Source organism: Lysinibacillus sp. IITD104, from assembly GCF_036698265.2.
GTDB lineage: Bacteria > Bacillota > Bacilli > Bacillales_A > Planococcaceae > Lysinibacillus > Lysinibacillus boronitolerans.
In genome coordinates this window covers 4484250-4503114 of the sequence record NZ_JBAHYH020000001.1, presented here as the reverse complement: position 1 = coordinate 4503114, position 18865 = coordinate 4484250, and the positions used below count along the sequence as shown (strand labels likewise).

At 37.3% G+C, this 18865-nt stretch carries 17 protein-coding genes and 1 other annotated feature; of the genes, 15 read left to right on the top strand and 2 right to left on the bottom strand.

Features of this window, described 5'->3' with window-relative positions:
- Nucleotides 1-728: 728 nt before the first annotated feature.
- From V1L66_RS22820 to asnB, 4 genes are all read left to right on the top strand, one after another.
- Complete coding sequence (locus tag V1L66_RS22820) at nucleotides 729-1622, top strand: patatin-like phospholipase family protein (protein ID WP_333007002.1); 894 nt, start codon at nucleotides 729-731, stop codon at nucleotides 1620-1622.
- 426 nt (nucleotides 1623-2048) lie between these two features.
- Nucleotides 2049-3512, top strand: a complete 1464-nt coding sequence (guaB, locus tag V1L66_RS22815; RefSeq protein ID WP_004233999.1) for an IMP dehydrogenase — start codon at nucleotides 2049-2051, stop codon at nucleotides 3510-3512.
- 141 nt (nucleotides 3513-3653) lie between these two features.
- Nucleotides 3654-4985, top strand: coding sequence for a D-alanyl-D-alanine carboxypeptidase family protein (locus V1L66_RS22810; RefSeq protein ID WP_081977435.1), 1332 nt, complete (start codon nucleotides 3654-3656; stop codon nucleotides 4983-4985).
- Nucleotides 4986-5085: 100 nt separating this feature from the next.
- Nucleotides 5086-6924: an asparagine synthase (glutamine-hydrolyzing) gene (gene asnB / locus V1L66_RS22805; protein WP_333006625.1), complete on the top strand. Its 1839-nt coding sequence runs from the start codon at nucleotides 5086-5088 to the stop codon at nucleotides 6922-6924.
- Between the two features lie 15 nt (nucleotides 6925-6939).
- On the opposite strand, the gene V1L66_RS22800 is transcribed toward asnB, so the two are convergent.
- The gene (locus V1L66_RS22800) at nucleotides 6940-8358 is read right to left on the bottom strand and encodes a PLP-dependent aminotransferase family protein (RefSeq protein ID WP_333006624.1); all 1419 of its coding nucleotides are present in this window, start codon (nucleotides 8356-8358) and stop codon (nucleotides 6940-6942) included.
- 102 nt (nucleotides 8359-8460) lie between these two features.
- Between V1L66_RS22800 and pdxS the strand changes: the two genes are divergently transcribed.
- From pdxS to V1L66_RS22765, 7 genes are all read left to right on the top strand, one after another.
- Nucleotides 8461-9345, top strand: coding sequence for a pyridoxal 5'-phosphate synthase lyase subunit PdxS (gene pdxS / locus V1L66_RS22795; RefSeq protein WP_036075157.1), 885 nt, complete (start codon nucleotides 8461-8463; stop codon nucleotides 9343-9345).
- Between the two features lies 1 nt (nucleotide 9346).
- The gene (pdxT, locus tag V1L66_RS22790) at nucleotides 9347-9910 is read left to right on the top strand and encodes a pyridoxal 5'-phosphate synthase glutaminase subunit PdxT (protein ID WP_333006623.1); all 564 of its coding nucleotides are present in this window, start codon (nucleotides 9347-9349) and stop codon (nucleotides 9908-9910) included.
- A 49-nt stretch (nucleotides 9911-9959) separates the two neighbouring features.
- Nucleotides 9960-10179 (top strand) — a binding site (T-box leader).
- Nucleotides 10180-10254: 75 nt separating this feature from the next.
- Nucleotides 10255-11535, top strand: coding sequence for a serine--tRNA ligase (gene serS, locus V1L66_RS22785; protein WP_258860937.1), 1281 nt, complete (start codon nucleotides 10255-10257; stop codon nucleotides 11533-11535).
- Nucleotides 11536-11676: 141 nt separating this feature from the next.
- Nucleotides 11677-13011: a sigma 54-interacting transcriptional regulator gene (locus V1L66_RS22780; RefSeq protein WP_333006622.1), complete on the top strand. Its 1335-nt coding sequence runs from the start codon at nucleotides 11677-11679 to the stop codon at nucleotides 13009-13011.
- Nucleotides 13012-13119: 108 nt separating this feature from the next.
- The gene (brnQ, locus tag V1L66_RS22775) at nucleotides 13120-14451 is read left to right on the top strand and encodes a branched-chain amino acid transport system II carrier protein (RefSeq protein WP_333006621.1); all 1332 of its coding nucleotides are present in this window, start codon (nucleotides 13120-13122) and stop codon (nucleotides 14449-14451) included.
- Entirely contained in the window at nucleotides 14448-15140 is a 693-nt protein-coding gene (locus tag V1L66_RS22770) for an amidohydrolase family protein (protein WP_333006620.1), read from the top strand. Before brnQ ends, V1L66_RS22770 begins: the two co-directional genes overlap by 4 nt.
- 68 nt (nucleotides 15141-15208) lie before the next feature.
- A complete protein-coding gene (locus V1L66_RS22765) occupies nucleotides 15209-16042 on the top strand; it encodes an amidohydrolase family protein (RefSeq protein ID WP_333006626.1) in 834 nt (277 codons plus the stop codon).
- 96 nt (nucleotides 16043-16138) lie between these two features.
- Here the strand turns inward: V1L66_RS22765 and tadA are convergent, their stop codons facing one another.
- On the bottom strand, nucleotides 16139-16654 hold the full coding sequence (tadA, locus tag V1L66_RS22760; protein WP_333006619.1) for a tRNA adenosine(34) deaminase TadA: 516 nt from the start codon (nucleotides 16652-16654) through the stop codon (nucleotides 16139-16141).
- Nucleotides 16655-16877: 223 nt separating this feature from the next.
- Between tadA and V1L66_RS22755 the strand changes: the two genes are divergently transcribed.
- From V1L66_RS22755 to copZ, 4 genes are all read left to right on the top strand, one after another.
- The gene (locus V1L66_RS22755) at nucleotides 16878-17213 is read left to right on the top strand and encodes a metalloregulator ArsR/SmtB family transcription factor (protein ID WP_004233978.1); all 336 of its coding nucleotides are present in this window, start codon (nucleotides 16878-16880) and stop codon (nucleotides 17211-17213) included.
- A 20-nt stretch (nucleotides 17214-17233) separates the two neighbouring features.
- Nucleotides 17234-18187 carry a cation diffusion facilitator family transporter gene (locus tag V1L66_RS22750; RefSeq protein WP_004233977.1) on the top strand — a complete coding sequence of 318 codons (954 nt, stop codon included), beginning with the start codon at nucleotides 17234-17236 and terminating at the stop codon, nucleotides 18185-18187.
- Between the two features lie 66 nt (nucleotides 18188-18253).
- Nucleotides 18254-18586: a metal-sensing transcriptional repressor gene (locus V1L66_RS22745; RefSeq protein ID WP_048390994.1), complete on the top strand. Its 333-nt coding sequence runs from the start codon at nucleotides 18254-18256 to the stop codon at nucleotides 18584-18586.
- Nucleotides 18587-18617: 31 nt separating this feature from the next.
- A complete protein-coding gene (gene copZ, locus V1L66_RS22740; RefSeq protein WP_036121975.1) occupies nucleotides 18618-18824 on the top strand; it encodes a copper chaperone CopZ in 207 nt (68 codons plus the stop codon).
- The last annotated feature ends 41 nt before the right edge of the window (nucleotides 18825-18865 follow it).

Genomic DNA, 18865 nt, shown 5'->3' with positions numbered 1-18865 from the left:
GTGCTGGCTGTTTTTTTATATTTATTGTAACCTTAGCACTATGTTGGAGGGCTTAGAAAGCTCTTAGCTAAGGCAATTAAAAAATAAGTCTTCAGTGAAAGAAAAAATTTAAAAGTTATGAAAACAACAACATTAGTGGATCATCTTCATATGTTGCATTCCGCAACTTTTATGACCAATTAAATATAGCAATCATCAATTGTAAAGTGGGGATACTGTATAAATACAGTTGATGAAAACAACAAAAAGATAAAATGAAAGAATAAATGAAACTAATCATAGAAGGCAGTAAACACAGATTAATTCTCCTCCAGCGCTTTATATCAATCACCAGTAGGCTTTATTAGACATAGTTAATAAATATAGGTAAGGGTTTTAATTTAAGCTCAATATTGTTGGGAAGCTTAAGAACTTTTATATTATAGTCAAAAATAGGTTCTACACTTTGCAACTGTTCGAATTATAAAAACTGGGATTATTGCTGCAACATACATTACCATTTAAGTAGCATTAGGGACTTCTTAAAATAGAAATTATCACCATGTTATCTTCATTTTTTTATAATCAGTACTTTCTCATATAGGGTACTGAAATCGAATTTTAGCTAGGCTCATCATTAAAATTTGCTGCTATGTACATAGGTATCGTCAATAAAGTAGAAATTTTAGTTCTATTCATCATTTTTCATCCTTATAATGTAAAGATTACATCAAAAAGGAGAGGAAATTTTGTGGATTGATGGCGTGTTTTCTGGTGGCGGTTTGAAGGGCTTTGCATTAGTAGGGGCATATCAAGTACTAGAAGCTGAACATTTTCGATTTAAACGTGTAGCTGGTACAAGTGCAGGTGCCATTTTAGCTGCCTTTATTGCTGCAGGATATAGTGGAAAAGAGATAGAAATGATGCTAGAAGAGTTAGATGTTCCTTCATTACTTGATCCAAGAAGAACATTTTTACCTTTTCCATTTATGAAATGGGTAAATGTTTATAATCATTTAGGTCTCTATAAAGGAAAGGCATTAGAAAAATGGTTTTTCCAAAAGCTAGCAGCAAAAGGCGTATATACTTTTGGTGACCTGCCTAAAGATTCACTTAAGTTAGTAGCTTCAGATTTAACGAATGGTAGAATGATTGTTTTACCAGACGATTTGCATAAATATCAAATTGAAGCAAAGAATTTTTCAGTTGCTTGTGCGTTACGTATGAGTTGTGGTATACCTTTTTTCTTTGAACCAGTTACATTAAAGACTGGGAAGGGTGAATCGGTTATAGTGGATGGTGGTGTTTTAAGTAATTTTCCACTATGGATATTTGATGATAAGGAAGGTCGGAAAGTACGTCCGATTTTAGGCCTGAAACTGAGCAGAAGAAGGGAAGAACAATGTCCTCAAGAAATTAAGAATGGTCTAAATTTGTTTGATGCATTATTTTCAACTATGAAAGATGCACATGATGAAAGGTATATATCAAGACGACACGAAAGAGATATTATTTTTATTCCTGTAGAAGATTATAGTGCTACCCAATTTGATTTAAATGAAGAAACAAAAGAAACTCTATTAGAAATAGGGAGAAACCGTACAATTCAATTTTTACGAAATTGGCCAAGATTGAGGTTATAAATATTTTTTAAAAATAATTATAAAACTATTGACCAATGATAAATAGGGTGTTATTATATAAAAGTTGCTGATGAGACATGCAGCTACTAAAATATAAAATAAAATAACTGTTTGACATTAGATATAAAACATGTTATTATATAAAAGTTAACTCTTACAGAAGAGTAAACAAAATGCTGGCTGTTTTTTTACTTTCTCTTTTGATAACTTTTAACTCTACTAAAGAGATTGTTCAAAAGTGTTTTCTGAATTTGAAAAATGTAAATAAATGCCTCGAAAATGTAGTTAATTATTTGTATTGTTTATCTTAATTGTTATTTGTTAAAAATCTGAATTGTCTTTCTTTTATAAGTTCCTTGACAGTAGCAGTCCACGTTGTTAATCTTACAATTAATATTCTTTTAACTATAGGAGGAAGTTACGAAAATGTGGGAGACTAAATTTGCCAAAGAAGGTTTAACTTTTGATGATGTATTATTAGTACCAGCTCATTCCGAAGTACTACCGAAAGATGTTGATTTATCTGTTCAATTAACACCAAAGATTAAATTAAACATCCCAATGGTCAGCGCAGGTATGGATACAGTTACAGAGTCTAAAATGGCGATTGCGATGGCACGTCAAGGCGGTATCGGTATTATCCATAAAAACATGGGGATTGATGAGCAAGCTGAACAAGTAGAAAAAGTAAAACGTTCTGAAAATGGTGTTATTACAAACCCATTCTTCTTAACTCCGACACATCAAGTTTTCGATGCTGAGCATCTAATGGGTAAATACCGAATCTCTGGTGTTCCTATTGTTGATAGTATGGAAAATCAAAAGCTAGTAGGGATTATTACAAACCGTGATTTACGTTTTATCTCTGACTACTCTTTAAAAATTGAAGATGTAATGACGAAAGAAGATTTGATTACAGCACCAGTTGGAACGACTTTAGAGGATGCTGAAAAAATTCTTCAACAATATAAAATCGAAAAGCTTCCAATTGTGGATGAAGAAGGTAGATTAACTGGACTTATTACAATTAAGGATATCGAGAAAGTTATTGAATTCCCGAATGCTGCGAAAGATACACATGGTCGTTTACTTGTAGGCGCAGCAGTTGGTGTATCAAAAGATACGATGGTACGTATTGAGAAGCTTGTAGAGGCACAAGTTGACATTGTTGTAATCGATACAGCCCATGGTCATTCAGAAGGCGTATTACAAACAATTCGCTCAATCCGTGAGACTTACCCTGAGCTAGAAATCATCGCTGGTAATGTTGCTACAGGAGAAGGCGCACGTGCATTATTTGAAGCTGGAGCAGATGTTGTTAAAGTAGGTATCGGTCCTGGTTCAATTTGTACTACACGTGTTGTAGCAGGTGTAGGTGTACCACAAATTACAGCAGTATATGATTGTGCTACAGTAGCTCGTGAGCTAGGTAAAACAATAATTGCTGATGGTGGTATTAAATATTCTGGTGATATCGTAAAAGCTCTAGCAGCTGGAGGCAACGTTGTAATGCTTGGTTCCCTTCTAGCAGGCACATCTGAATCTCCTGGAGAAACAGAAATCTTCCAAGGACGTCGCTTCAAAGTTTATCGTGGTATGGGTTCTATCGGCGCTATGGAAAAAGGTTCTAAAGATCGTTACTTCCAAGAGGATGCAAAAAAATTAGTACCTGAAGGTATTGAGGGCCGTCTTCCTTATAAAGGACCATTAGCTGATACAATTTACCAACTTATTGGTGGTATTCGCGCTGGTATGGGTTATTGTGGAGCTCCACATCTTGAGCACCTACGCGAGAATGCACAATTTGTTAGAATGACAGGTGCTGGTCTACGTGAATCACATCCACATGATGTACAGATTACAAAAGAATCACCAAACTATTCCATGTAATATATTACTTGCAACTTTTATGCTTTCGCATCGTCTACAAAGATGGCGCGAGAGCATTTTTTTATGGTAGAGAGTCAACACGTTTGTTGTTATCTATGATAAAATGTCGAGGACAAGATTATTTTTTGGAGGGCTTTAAAGGTGAAAAAGAAAATGAACACCGTATTACGCTTACTCCTAATTCCTGTTTTATTATTTAGTATTTTTGCAGGTATTCCTGCAAAGGCAAATGCGGAAACAGATTTAGGATTAACAGTGGATGCTGCGATTTTAATTGATGCAGATTCAGGAAAAATTTTATTTGAACAAAATGCAGATACTTCACTAGGTATTGCAAGTATGACAAAGATGATGACTGAATACCTGTTATTGGACGCGATTGATGCAGGGAAAGTTAAATGGGATCAAGAATATCACGTAACAGATTATACGTATCGTATGTCTCAAAATCGTGCATTAAGTAATGTACCTTTACGTAGAGATGGCTCTTATACGATTCGTGAGTTATATGAGGCAATGGCAATCTATTCAGCAAATGCAGCAACCGTAGCTATTGCTGAAACAATCGCAGGTTCTGAAACTGAATTTTTAAAGTTAATGAATAAAAAAGCAGAAGAACTTGGTTTAGAGGGCTATAAATTTGTCAATGCTACTGGTCTTAATAATGCTGATTTATTTGGAATGCATCCATCAGGTACAGGCCCAGAAGATGAAAATGTGATGCCTGCAAAATCTGTAGCAAAATTAGCGTATCATTTATTAAAAGATCACCCAAAGGTATTAGAGACATCTAAAATTGCAAAAAAGACATTCCGTGAAGGAACAGAAGATGCAATTAAAATGGAAAACTGGAACTTTATGTTGCCAGGATTAGTGTATGAATATCAAGGTGTAGATGGATTAAAAACAGGTACAACAAACTTTGCAGGTCACTGCTTTACAGGTACTGCAGAGCGCAATGGGACTCGCTTGATTGCAGTTGTCATGAAGGCTGTAGATGCAAATGGTCAAGGATCATATAAAGCTCGTTTTGATGCCACAGCAAAATTATTTAACTACGGTTTTTCACAATTCTCAAAGCAAGAAATTTTACCAGGGAACTATACTTTCAAAGATCAAAAAACAGTTAAAGTCACAAAAGGTAAAGAAGACAAAGTATCGATTGCAGTAAAAGAACCAATTTCCTTTATGATTAAGTCTGCTGATAAAGACTTATATAAACCTACATTGGTTTTAGATAAAAAGAGTTTAGAGGCAGATGTTAAAAAAGACACTGTTGTAGGAAAGGTCGTTATTGAGCGCACAGAAGGCACAGATTACGGCTTTATTGATGGCAAGGATATTTCATCCGATGTTGTCACAACAGAGGCTGTAGAGCGCGCTAGCGGTATCTCATTGTTCTTCCAAGGTGTAGGTAGCTTCTTCGGTAATTTATGGGGAGGCATTACAGACTTTGTTGGGGGATTGTTCTAATATTTAAATACGAGCACATGAATGTACTTAAGCATTCATGTGCTTTTTTCACATTTTTACATGCTACTGCATACGCTAATAGGCGAAAGGATGTGGCTAAATGTGTGGCATTACAGGCTGGGCTAGTTTTCACAAGGATTTAAGAACAAGTGACACAATATTAAAATCGATGACGCAAACATTAAATAAGAGAGGGCCAGATGATGAAAATATTTGGTGTAGTGAGCATATTGCATTTGGCCATCGACGGTTAGCTGTTATTGATTTAATTGGCGGCAAACAACCGATGAAAAAAATCCATGATGGATTAAACTATGTCATTACATATAATGGCGAACTTTATAATACAGAAGAGCTACGTAAGGAACTTCAAAAAAGAGGACATAGTTTTATAACACAATCGGATACTGAAGTGTTATTAACGGCCTATATTGAATGGAAAGAGCAATGTGTAGAATTTCTAAATGGTATTTTTGCCTTTGGTGTTTGGGATGAGCAAAGACAATCTTTATTTTTATGTCGAGACCGATTAGGCGTAAAACCCTTGTATTATACAGAGCAACAAGAGGGTGTTCTTTTTGCATCTGAAGTGAAGGCTCTGCTAGCACACCCCACGGTCCAAGCAAGTGTAAATGTTGAAGGGTTGGCAAGTATGATGGCTGTAGGGCCTTCTAGAGCGCCAGGTAAAACACTCTTTCAAAATATTGAAGAATTAAGACCTGGCTATGCGATGCGATTCTCTAGAGAAGAAGGTTTAAGAAAGTGGCCGTATTGGCAGCTACAAAGCCGTAAACATGAAGAAACATTAGAAGAAACAATGGAGCATGTTCGTTTTTTGTTAACGGATGCTATAGAACGTCAGCTAGTTTCGGATGTTCCTATTTGTACATTTCTTTCGGGAGGACTAGATTCCAGTATTATCACGGGCATTGCGGCAAATAGTTTCCAACAGCAAAACCATCAATTGCATACGTATTCTATTGATTACGAGGATAACGAGCGCTTCTTTAACCCACACTCTTTCCAAACTTCCACGGATACGTACTGGATTCAAAAAATGACAGATACTTTTCAGACGGCACACCATGCAGAGGAAATCACTCAGCAACAGTTAATTGATTTATTAGTGGAATCGGTCATCGTTCGTGATTCCCCTGGTATGGCAGATGTAGATTCTTCGTTATTGTGGTTTTGTCGAGAAATAAAAAAGGAATTTACTGTAGCGCTATCAGGAGAGTGTGCAGATGAAATTTTTGGTGGGTATCCATGGTTTAAAGAAAGGACTTCGGGTTTTCCTTGGATCCGTTCATTGTCTGAAAGAAGTGCATTACTTCAAGAGAAGTGGGATAAAAAATTGACAATTGAGTCCTATGCACAACAACTATATACACAAACAATAGCTGAAGTGCCATTATTAGATGGAGAAGGTTTAGCAGAGGCAAGACATCGTGAAATGTCTTACTTAAATATGCTATGGTTCATGCAAACATTATTAGAGCGGAAAGATCGTATGAGTATGGGGGCAAGTTTAGAGGTACGTGTCCCTTTTGCAGATCATCGGCTTGTAGAATATGCCTGGAATATTCCGTGGGAAATGAAGAATTTAGATGGAATAGAAAAAGGATTACTTCGAAAATCAATGGCACATCTATTGCCGAATGAAGTGTTATATCGTAAAAAAAATCCTTATCCAAAAACCTATCATCCTATCTATACAGCAGGAGTGCAAAAATGGTTGAAGGAAATTCTACATGATAAAAATTCAATTTTGCATGAACTATTTGAACGACAAAAGCTTGAGGAGTTAGTTGAATCTGGCGGTAGCTCTTTTAAGATTCCATGGTATGGGCAATTAATGGCAGGTCCTCAACTTTTAGCGTATCTAGGGCAAATTCATACTTGGTTTGAGCATTATCAAATTCAATTAATTGAGACTTAATATAAAACGACCCATCTACGTAGATGGGTCATTTTTTTGTATACTCCAGCAATCCATCAACTGCTCAATGGATGATTCGATTGCTTGTACGGGAATTCCTCCAAAGCCTAATAGAAATTGAGCTTTTGAAGATTCATAATGATCTAGTCGATAGGCTGATAATGGATAGATACCTATCTGTGCTTGAGAGGCGAGCTGTTGTAATTGTTTTTCTGTGAATGTGTGTTGAACCTCTAATAAAATATGCATACCAGCTTGCTCACCAGTAATGTTAATGGATGATGAATATTTTTCTAAAATAGAAGTTAGCTTATCATGTTTTTTACGATAAATTTTACGCATACGATTGAGATGCTTTGCAAAATGCCCATCACCCATAAAATTTGCCACAATATGCTGATCAAAACGAGGCACAGTGGATGAATAATAATTAAAGACATCGTTATAAGTAGCAAGTAGTTTAGGTGGAAGTACAAAATAAGCTACTCGTAAGGATGGCATTAAAGATTTGGTAAAAGTACTCATGTAAATAACTTTATCGTTGCGATCTAGTGCGTGTAGGGCAGGAATTGGTTTTCCAGCATAACGAAATTCCGAATCATAGTCATCCTCTATAATATAGCGAGAGGTGCTTTGTGCCGCCCAATTTAAAGCCTGTGCTCGTCTTGTAGCAGATAATACAGCCCCAGTTGGGAATTGATGTGAGGGTGTAATATACACAACATTAGCATTTGTTTTTTCAAGATCATGAATAATTATGCCCTCTTCATCAACTGCAATTGGGTAAACTTTTCGTTTATGCTGCGAAAACATTCGATGCACGGCAGGGTATCCTGGATTTTCTAATGCAAAGCTTGTGTCCTCACTAAAAAGACGGAGAATCATAGGGAGAAGCTGCTCCGTACCTGAACCAATAACAATTTGTTCAGGGTGGCATACAACACCACGGGATTGATATAAATAATTAGCAATCTCTGTGCGTAGAGACAGTTCTCCTTGTGGTTCCCCTGTTAATAATAGCTCCTTTGAGGTGTCGTCAAAAAGCTCTTTCGCATACTTTCTCCATGTTTGAAATGGAAAGGCATCGATATCAATAGAACCAGGATTAAAATCAATTTTATATGATTTTTTCTTAGGATGTTCATTAATGGACGCCACAGTATCTTGTTGAATGTAGGGCAGTTCATCTATCTCTTCTACAAAATAGCCAATACGTGATTTGGACATAATATAGCCTTCAGCTAAGAGCTGGGCATAGGCAATTTCAATTGTTGTTTGGGAAATGTTTAAAAAATCAGCTAATTTCCTTTTTGAAGGCAATTTTTCTCCTACAGTTATTTTCTTAGAAATAATAGCTTCTTTAATACCATTATAAAGCTGATCATAAAGCGGTTTATCACTATCTCTTTCCAGCTGAAATAAAAGCATATCCATGATCTGGAACCTCCTGACCTTATAAATATTTTGAAAACTGGATATTTTGATATGGTCAATTTCTATTATACTAAACTTCATCATAAAGGTGGAGGTTAGAAAATGAAACAAACAGGTACAGAGCTAGTAAAACGTGGTATGGCAGAAATGCAAAAAGGCGGCGTCATTATGGATGTCATTAATGCAGAGCAAGCAAAAATTGCAGAAGCTGCAGGTGCTGTAGCAGTGATGGCATTAGAAAGAGTACCGTCAGATATTCGGAAAGCAGGTGGCGTTGCACGCATGGCCGATCCTCGTATTGTTGAGGAAGTGATGGGGGCTGTAACTATTCCTGTGATGGCCAAAGCACGTATTGGTCATATTGTTGAAGCACGTGTCTTAGAAGCAATGGGTGTTGATTATATTGATGAAAGTGAAGTTTTAACACCAGCTGATGAAGAATACCATTTATTAAAAAGTGAATACACCGTACCGTTTGTGTGTGGCTGTCGTGATTTAGGGGAGGCAGCCCGTCGTATCGGGGAAGGTGCCTCGATGTTACGAACTAAAGGTGAACCAGGTACAGGGAATATTGTGGAGGCCGTTCGCCATATTCGTAAAGTAAATGCACAGGTTCGTAAAGTCGTAGGAATGACAGAGGATGAATTAATGACAGAGGCGAAATTACTAGGAGCTCCTTTCGAGTTATTAAGAGAAATTAAACGTCTTGGTCGTTTACCAGTCGTAAACTTCGCAGCAGGAGGAGTGGCAACGCCTGCTGATGCAGCCTTAATGATGGAACTTGGAGCTGATGGCGTTTTCGTTGGTTCAGGTATTTTTAAATCTGAGAACCCTGAAAAATTTGCACGTGCCATTGTAGAGGCGACTACTCATTATAAAGACTATAAGCTTATTGCGGAAATATCAAAAGAGCTCGGAGTGCCTATGAAGGGGATTGATATTGCACAGCTTGGACACAACGAGCGTATGCAAGAGCGAGGTTGGTAGCATGAAGCGAATTGGTGTATTAGCATTACAAGGAGCAGTTCGTGAGCATATACAAATGTTAGAAGCTCTTGGCTGTGAAGCAATTCAAGTAAAACAGAGAAAAGATTTAGAAAACCTAGATGGACTTGTGTTACCAGGTGGAGAAAGCACAACAATGAGAAAATTGCTGGATCGATTTGATCTGCTAGAGCCAATTCGTGGACTTGCACAGCAAGGATTACCAATGCTTGGTACATGTGCGGGATTAATTTTATTAGCCAAGGATCTAATTGAAGATGAACCACATTTGGCTGTGATGGACGTGACTGTAGCAAGAAACTCATATGGACGTCAGGTCAATAGCTTTGAAGTACAACTAGATATTCCTAAAATAGGTGTAGGGATTCCAGCAGTATTTATTCGTGCACCTCATATTGAAGCGGTAGGTAAAGATGTTGAAATTCTTGCACAACATGAGGGGAAAATAATCTTGGCACAAGATGGCCATTTATTGGGTTGTTCGTTTCATCCCGAATTAACAGAGGACACACGAATTATTGAATATTTTGTATCCTCTATGGTATGACTTGCAAAATTTGTTTTCATATAGTACAGTATGGTTAAATTTTAAATAACTGAACACGATGATGGGAAGTAGTAGCAAGCACGTTTTTTTTAGAGAGTCAGCGGTTGGTGGAAGCTGATAAAAGCACTTGTGAATCCGTCCTGGAGTTGCACAGTCGAAGTGAATGAAGTAGGCTGTAGCCGGCTGAAATGCCGTTATGAAATAAGTGGATTAGGCAGAAATAAGTCTAGTCAATTAGGGTGGCAACGCGGGTAGCTCTCGTCCCTTTTTAGGGATGAGGGCTTTTTTGTGTTCATTTCGCTGCAATGATTTCCCATCATGAAGAAACTATTGGAGGTATGAAGATGTTAGATATTAAACGCGTACGCGAAAATTTCGCGGAAATTAAAGAGATGTTATTAACACGTAATGAGGACTTAGGAAATTTAGATGACTTTGAAGACTTAGATGCAAAACGTCGTGAATTGATTGCCAAAACAGAAGAATTAAAAGCAGAACGCAATAAAGTATCTGAACAAATTTCAGTTATGAAACGCAACAAGGAAAATGCGGATGAAGTCATTGCTCGTATGCGTCAGGTTGGCGATGAAATTAAAGAATTAGATGTACAATTAAATGATGTTGAAGAACGCTTTAAAGATATGATGATGCGTTTACCAAACATTCCGCATGAATCTGTACCAGTAGGCACAACAGAGGACGACAATGTTGAAGAATATACTTGGGGTGATATTCCTGCATTTGATTTTGATATTAAAGCACACTGGGACCTTGCTACGGATTTAAAAATTGTAGACTTTGAACGCGGCGCGAAAGTAACAGGTAGCCGTTTCTTATTCTATCGTGGTCTTGGCGCTCGTTTAGAACGAGCATTAATGACATTCATGATGGATTTACATGCAGAGGAGCATGGTTACGAGGAAATGCTACCACCTGTTATTGTTAATCGAGATAGCCTAACAGGTACAGGGCAACTTCCGAAATTTGAAGAAGATGTATTCAAATTAGAGGAAACAGATTATTTCATGATTCCAACTGCAGAAGTACCAGTTACGAACTTCTATCGAGATGAAATTTTACCGGCTGAAGCTTTACCACAAGGCTTTGCAGCGTATAGCGCATGCTTCCGTTCAGAAGCGGGATCAGCAGGTCGTGATACACGTGGTTTAATTCGTCAACACCAGTTTAATAAAGTTGAATTAGTTCGTTTTGTAAAACCAGAGGAGTCATACGAACAATTAGAGCTATTAACAAGTCATGCAGAAAAGGTATTACAATTACTAGGCTTACCATATCGTAAGCTAAAAATGTGTACAGCTGATTTAGGTTTTACTGCAGCGAAAAAATATGATTTAGAAGTCTGGATTCCTGCACAAAACATGTACCGTGAAATTTCTTCTTGCTCTAACTTTGAGGATTTCCAGGCACGACGAGCAAATATCCGCTTCCGTCGTGAGCCAAATGCAAAACCAGAATATGTGCATACATTAAACGGTTCTGGTCTTGCCATTGGCCGTACAGTTGCTGCTATTCTAGAAAATTATCAACAAGCTGATGGTAGCGTAGTAATTCCAGAAGTTTTAAGACCTTATATGGGCGGTAAAGAAGTAATCACAGCAAAATAAACGACAGATAAAGCTATTTTAGACAATTCTTTTATGGATGTTCTAAAATAGCTTTTTTGTGTTGCAAAAATTGAATTCTCTCATAATTTTTGAAAATTCGTTATAATGGGTAATATTCATGGGGACAAGGGGGAGAAATTCATGGAATTGCAACAATTTGCACAAGCCTTCAATGAATTTGATAATGTGTTAATTACAGATGATAAAGGCTGTGCAATCTTTTATGACTTAGCAGATTTAAATATATTATTGGAAATCGGCTTAACACCAGATGAATTTTTTCATAGCACTGTGACTGATAATTATCAAAATTTATCACCTGAGACAAGTACTGTGTTTCAAGTCATACAAACAGGGCAACCAGTTTTATACTATGAGCAACAACTTACTACATTGAACGGTTTTAGTTATTTATCGTTGAGTTCGACCTATCCCATTATGGAGGATGGAAAAGCCATTGGTGCCATTGAATTCTCAAAACATTTTTATGAAAGCAAACAAATTAAATACTTAGATAATTTCCTGGGACATAAATTATATCGAGATAATTATACGACCTACCGTTTGGAGGATTTCATTACGACAAATACTGAAATGAAAACTCAACTTGAAAAGGCACGTCGAAGTGCTCAAAAAAGTGCCCCTGTTTTACTAACTGGGGAAACTGGAACTGGGAAAGATATTATCGCACAAGGCATACACAATGAAAGTGAACGCTATACAAAGCCCTTTATTACTTTGAACTGTTCAACATTGACAGAGGATAATCTATTTACTCAGCTATACGGATCAGACAATGAAGCAAAAAGTGGAAAGTTACAGGAGGCTAATGGTGGGACACTACTCATTGATCACCTTAATTTATTGGATATATCTTTGCAGGCGAAACTTTTGCATGCAGTAGATATAAAAGTGCTGAATGATGAGCCGTTGGATATACGGTATATTACGACTGTCAATGAAGATATAGATAAACTATTAGCTGAAAAAAGGTTACGCGAGGACTTATTTTATCGCTTAAATGTTCTTCAAATTGATTTGCCACCGTTAAGATTAAGGAAGGAAGATATTCCAGCTATCCTTGATTTTTATATACAATTTTACAGTGAACATACACTACAGAAAAATGTAAGCTATCGTAATGAAGTGATTCAATTATTTTATGCCTATCATTGGCCGGGTAATGTGCGTGAACTAAAAAATGCTCTTGAATCGGCATATAATAATTTGCTTGGAGATGAAATACTTGTTGAGCATATTCCAGAAAGGATTAGAAAAAATGTTCAACATTCAACTCAGCAGATAATGCAAAACAACCAAACTGGACATTTACGAGATTTAACGGAAGCCTATGAGCGCCTAATTATAGCGGAAAAGTTGCGTGAAACTGATGGACGTTTAGCGGAAACTGCTCGTCGTTTAGGTATTTCGCGTCAATTACTAAAATATAAGTGTTTAAAATATGAATTGCTGTAAAAAATTTTTTACAAAAAGGGGATAAAAATTTATCTCCTTTTTTCGTGCTTTTAAATTTTCTATTATTTAAATAAATCTTCTGTAAACGATTATAAAGGGGTTGAGGATATGTCTAAAGTTGTGCAGCATACGATAATTGTCGGGCTAGCCTTATTTGCTATATTTTTTGGTGCCGGGAATTTAATCTTTCCGCCATCCATAGGAAATAGTGCAGGGGAATCATGGATTTCTGCTTTGATGGGCTTTAGCTTAACGGGCGTTATTTTACCTGTGCTTGCGGTGTACGCAATTTATAATACTGGGGGAACCGTGGAAGCGCTCACAAGACCAATCGGAAATTGGTTTTATAAAGCCTTTAATACGGTCATGATGGTTTGTATTGGAATGGTTGTCACAATACCGAGGATGTCAGCGACAACTCATGAATTAGGGGTATCACAAATTATTCCGAACATACCTTTAATTGCGTCAGTATTAGCGTTTTTCGCGATTTGCTTTTACTTTGCGATGGATCAATCAAATGTTATCGATAAGATTGGGAAATGGCTGACACCCGTTCTTGTTCTTATCCTCATTATCCTCATTGGTAAAGGGGTACTAGATCCAATGGGAACAGCAGTCAATACAGGGGCTGAAGGGGTGTTTGCTAACTCGATAATAGCTGCCTATCAAACAGGAGATGTAGGGACAGGTATTCTTTGTGCTCCGATCTTTTTAGCAGCAATAGTTGGTTATGGCTATAAAGGGAAACAATCTAAAAAGGTTGCGCTAGGTGGAATGGCTATTGCTGCAATAGGATTAATAGCAGTTTATGGTGGCCTACTTTATTTAGGGGCTACAAGTAGTGGTATCATCACAAATCCTGGCAGTGATACAGAACTATTAGCAGCCATTGCCTTTAGTGTCATTGGTAATTTGGGTAAGGCGTTACTAGCTATATGTGTTGTTTTTGCCTGCTTAACATCAGCGATTGGCGTCATGGTCATATCATCACAATTTTTAAACGAACTAACAAAAGAGAAGCTAGGCTATAAAACGTGGGTCTTTATTATGTGTGTAGTAGGCGCAACTATCGGCTCCTTAGGTGTAGGTGCCATCGTCGAAATTACATTGCCCATTTTCTTGGTAATTTATCCTGTCATTATTGTACTTGTGCTACTGGGGGCTTTTGATCGTTTTGTGCCAAACGCAGGAGCCTATAAAGGAACAGTACTATTTGCATTTCTAGTAAGCGTTGTTGAAACATTTGCTAGCTATGAAATTACCATACCTAGTGTGACACAGATGGTCTTACATTTACCATTGCAGTCTAGCGGATTTGCTTGGATTATACCATCTATTCTTGGCTTTATTATCGGTACTATTTTGCATAGGGTGCTGAAAGCAGAAGATCCTGAAAAATCTACTTTTGGTATGGAAGAAATAGGAGTTGAAAAATGATGAAAATTATTTGTAATGCAAAGATTTATACGGCAGATATTAATCAGCCATCTGCAACTGCCATGGTGATTGAAGACGGAAAAGTACTTTGGATTGGACAACAGGATCAATTACCTCCCTATCAGGGAGAAATAATAGATGTACAAGGAAAGGTCATTATTCCTGGGATAATTGACGCTCATATGCATCCAATTATGCTAGCGGATGTTTTGGAACAAGTGGCATGCCTCCCTCCATATATTCATTCCATTGAGGACATAATTAATGCACTGGCCAAATATGATGCAAGTCAGCGTGGATGGATATTAGGCTGGGGTTATGATGAAGGAAAACTAAAAGAAAGAAGAGCGCCTTTAAAAGAGGATTTAGATCTTGCCTCCACTGAATTACCTATCATTGTTATGCGTACATGTGGTCATATTATATCGGTCAATAGCAAGGCATTAGCAATTGCAGGTATTACAAAGGATACCCCTGATCCAAAGGGTGGGCAAATCGATCGTAATGACAATGGGGAACCTACAGGCGTACTGCGTGAAAATGCAAGAAATCTAGTGCTACAGCATTTACCTACACCCACTGAAGAAGAAATTGTCAACAGGCTTCTAAAGCTATCACAAACTTTGGCATCCTATGGTGTAACAAGTATTACGGAATTAATGGCCACTGTAGCACCGATTGATTATTAAGCCTGTACCGTAAAGCCCGAGAAAAAGGCTTTAAGCAACGTGTAGCAGTTTATTATGTTTGAGAGGATATTCAACGATATGAGCTGTTAACAGCAGATAATATCGATCGTTCTGCAGGAGCCTATATTGGAGGCATCAAGCTATTTTCGGATGGCAGTGTTTCAGGCCGTACAGCACTTGTTTCTGAGCCATTTTTGGGAAGTGAAGAAAAAGGTATAGCAATGACTTCGAAAGAGGAGCTGCTAGCGGCTGCTGCGGAAGCAAAAGAATGTGGTATTCAATTAGTGGTTCATGCAATGGGGGACAGAGCCATTGATTTAATTGTCGACACATTTTATGAGGAAAAAGCTTGGTTAACAGATGCACCTTCTGTTCGTATTGAGCATGCCGCCATGCCTTCTGAAAGTGCCTTGCAAAAAGCTGCTGAATGGGGGATAGGCTTTGTGCCACAACCCATCTTCTTATTCTGCGAAATTGAGAGTTATTTAGAGAATCTAGGGCTAGAAAAAACACAGACTTTATATGGTGTTCAAACATTTCTACAGAGGGGTATTGCGACAGCACTCTCTTCAGATGCGCCTGCCACATCTTGGGCAGAAGCGGCTAATCCCTTTGTTACGATACAAGCTGCTGTTACACGAAGAGCCTATGATGGAACAGATTTAGGCGCGGCAGAAAAAATCTCTGTAGAGGAGGCAATACAGCTATATACAGTTGATGCCAAGACGATGATTCGTATGGAGAACGTTGGTCAGTTAAAAGAGGGCTATGAAGCTAATTTTGTAGTACTAACAGACGATTTGATGACCCTTTCACATAACCAGCTTATGCATGTAAAACCATTCGCTACATATATCGAAGGAGAATGTGTTTTTACACAATCCACTCTTCAAGCTCAATAAATTAGTTATGAAGATGCTGTCGCTGCTACGACACATTTCATATATATCGCCATTCCCTTAAATATAAAGAAGGTGTCTCATTAGGAGGCACCTTCTTTAATGACCATTTACATTGTTGGAAGCTAATCGTGCTTTTTTCTCAGCCTTTTTACGGTCTCGTAAAGCCTTAAAGAAGTCTGTTAAAATTTGACCACATTCCTCGGCTAAAATCCCTTCTGTTACATCACATTCATGATTAAAGCGTTCATCATTTAATAACTGGTAAAGAGAATCTACACAGCCAGCTTTTTGATCTCTTGCCCCATAAACAACTCGGGGTACACGTGATTGGAGAATGGCTCCTGCACACATTGGACAAGGCTCCAATGTAACATAAAGAGTAGTATCCTCCAGTCGCCAACTCCCTATTTTTTTGCAGGCTTCTTGAATCACTAACAGCTCCGCATGTGTTGTTGCATTTTGCGTTGTTTCTCTTAAATTATGCGCACGTGCAATGATTTTTCCTTCATAAACAAGTACTGCACCAATTGGTACTTCCCCAAGTAAGGCAGCCTGTTGAGCTTCCTCTAATGCTTGTTTCATAAATAAACGATCTGCGTCAAAAATATCCACTCATATCTCTCCTTAACAGTAGTGTAGCGTGCTGAATTGGTAATTGCTACTTTTAACTTCTTTTCGGATGTTATATTCATCTAAAATCATTGCAGCCATGCGTAAGCGATTGATATGTAATATGTCGAAGCATAAATACTTGTTGACATTCCTTATATATCCATATATATTTTTATATGAACACATGCTCATATAAAAATATTGGAGAATGGGGTAAACTTATATGGATGAAAAATTAAACAGTTCAGAAATGCAAAAAAATATTGATCAGCATTTAGATGAAGAGACATTATTTGTAGTATCTCAGACTTTTAAAGCATTGAGTGATCCAACTCGAATTCGTATTTTAAACTTACTTTGTTCAGATGAACATTCTGTTAATGATATTGCAGAAATTTTAGATTTAGGCCAATCAACCGTTTCCCACCAATTACGCTTTCTTAAAAATTTAAGATTGGTGAAATTTAGGAGAGAAGGAACAACCATATATTATTCTAAGGACGATGATCACATTATGAATTTATTGAAGCAGGCTATTGAGCATGCGGCTCATAACTAAAATGAAATGGGGGAATAACAATGGGACATCAACACGACCATGGCCATGATCATACACATGGTGCAAATAAAAAGGTATTATTACTGTCGTTTATTATTATTACAGGGTATATGGTAGTGGAAGCCATTGGTGGCTTTTTAACAAATAGTTTGGCTCTTTTATCAGATGCAGGGCATATGTTAAGCGACTCTATCTCTTTAGGCATAGCAATGTTAGCTTTTATGTTTGGGGAAAAAGCTGCAAGCTATAGTAAAACATACGGCTATAAACGATTTGAGATTCTAGCTGCAGTATTGAATGGCATTACATTAATAGGAATCGCATTATTTATTTTCTATGAAGCAATTGAACGATTTACAAACCCACCAGAAGTAGCTACAACTGGAATGCTTATAATTAGTATAATTGGTTTGTTCGTAAACATTTTAGTTGCCTGGATTATGATGCGTGGAAGTGATACAAAGGATAATTTAAATATGCGCGGAGCATTTTTACATGTACTAAGTGATATGCTAGGGTCTGTAGGCGCTATTGTTGCGGCACTATTAATTATGTTTTTTGGCTGGGGCTGGGCAGATCCTCTTGCAAGCGTTATTGTTGCATTATTGGTCGTACGAAGTGGCTACCATGTCACAAAAGCCTCCATTCATGTCTTAATGGAGGGGACACCTTCAAATGTAGATGTTCAGGAGATTATTCAGTTAATAGAGCAGACTGATGGAATAGAAAGTATCCACGATTTACACATCTGGACAATTACTAGTGGAACGAATGCATTATCCTGTCATGCGGTTGTAAATGATCAATTGAAAATAGCTGAGAGTGAGCATATCTTGCGGAAAATTGAACATAATCTTCAACATAAGGGCATTAAGCATGTAACAATTCAATTAGAAACATCCTTACATCGACATGATAATTCTATTTTATGTAAATTAGAAAATGACCATGAACATCATCACGATGAAAAATAAAATTTTTTATGACTTGCATACCCTTCTTGGGTATAGTATGATAATTACAAATAGGAGGTGTAGTGAATGGAGGAGACAGTAAAAGAGGAAGCTTGTCATACAGAGGAAGCTACGTCTTGCCGAAAAAGTCATCACCCTGAGCGTGTGAAAAAGGATTTAACAACTCGCTTAAATCGAATTGAAGGTCAGATTCGAGGTATTAAGGGAATGATTGATAAAGACGTTTACTGTGATGATATTATTACGCAACTATCTGCTACACAATCTGCATTAAATAGTGTGGCAAAAATATTATTAGAAGGTCATTTAAAGGGCTGTGTTGTGGATCGTCTATCAGAGGGCGATGAAGCAGTATTAGATGAGTTAGTAATAACGATTCAAAAGTTAATGAAAAAATAGATTAAAAACATACAAAAGGAGAGATTTTATTATGCAAAACGTAACATTAAACGTACAAGGAATGTCATGTGGTCATTGTGTAAACGCGGTTGAAAAAAACGTTGGTGCTTTAGCTGGTGTTGAACAAGTAAAAGTAAATTTAGCAGAAGGTTTAGTTGATGTTGCATTTGACGATGCACAAGTATCACTTGATCAAATTAAAGAGACAATTGATGATCAAGGCTATGAAGTAAAATAAAATTTGTAGAGTGCTTCTGTGGCACTCTCTTATTTTCAAAA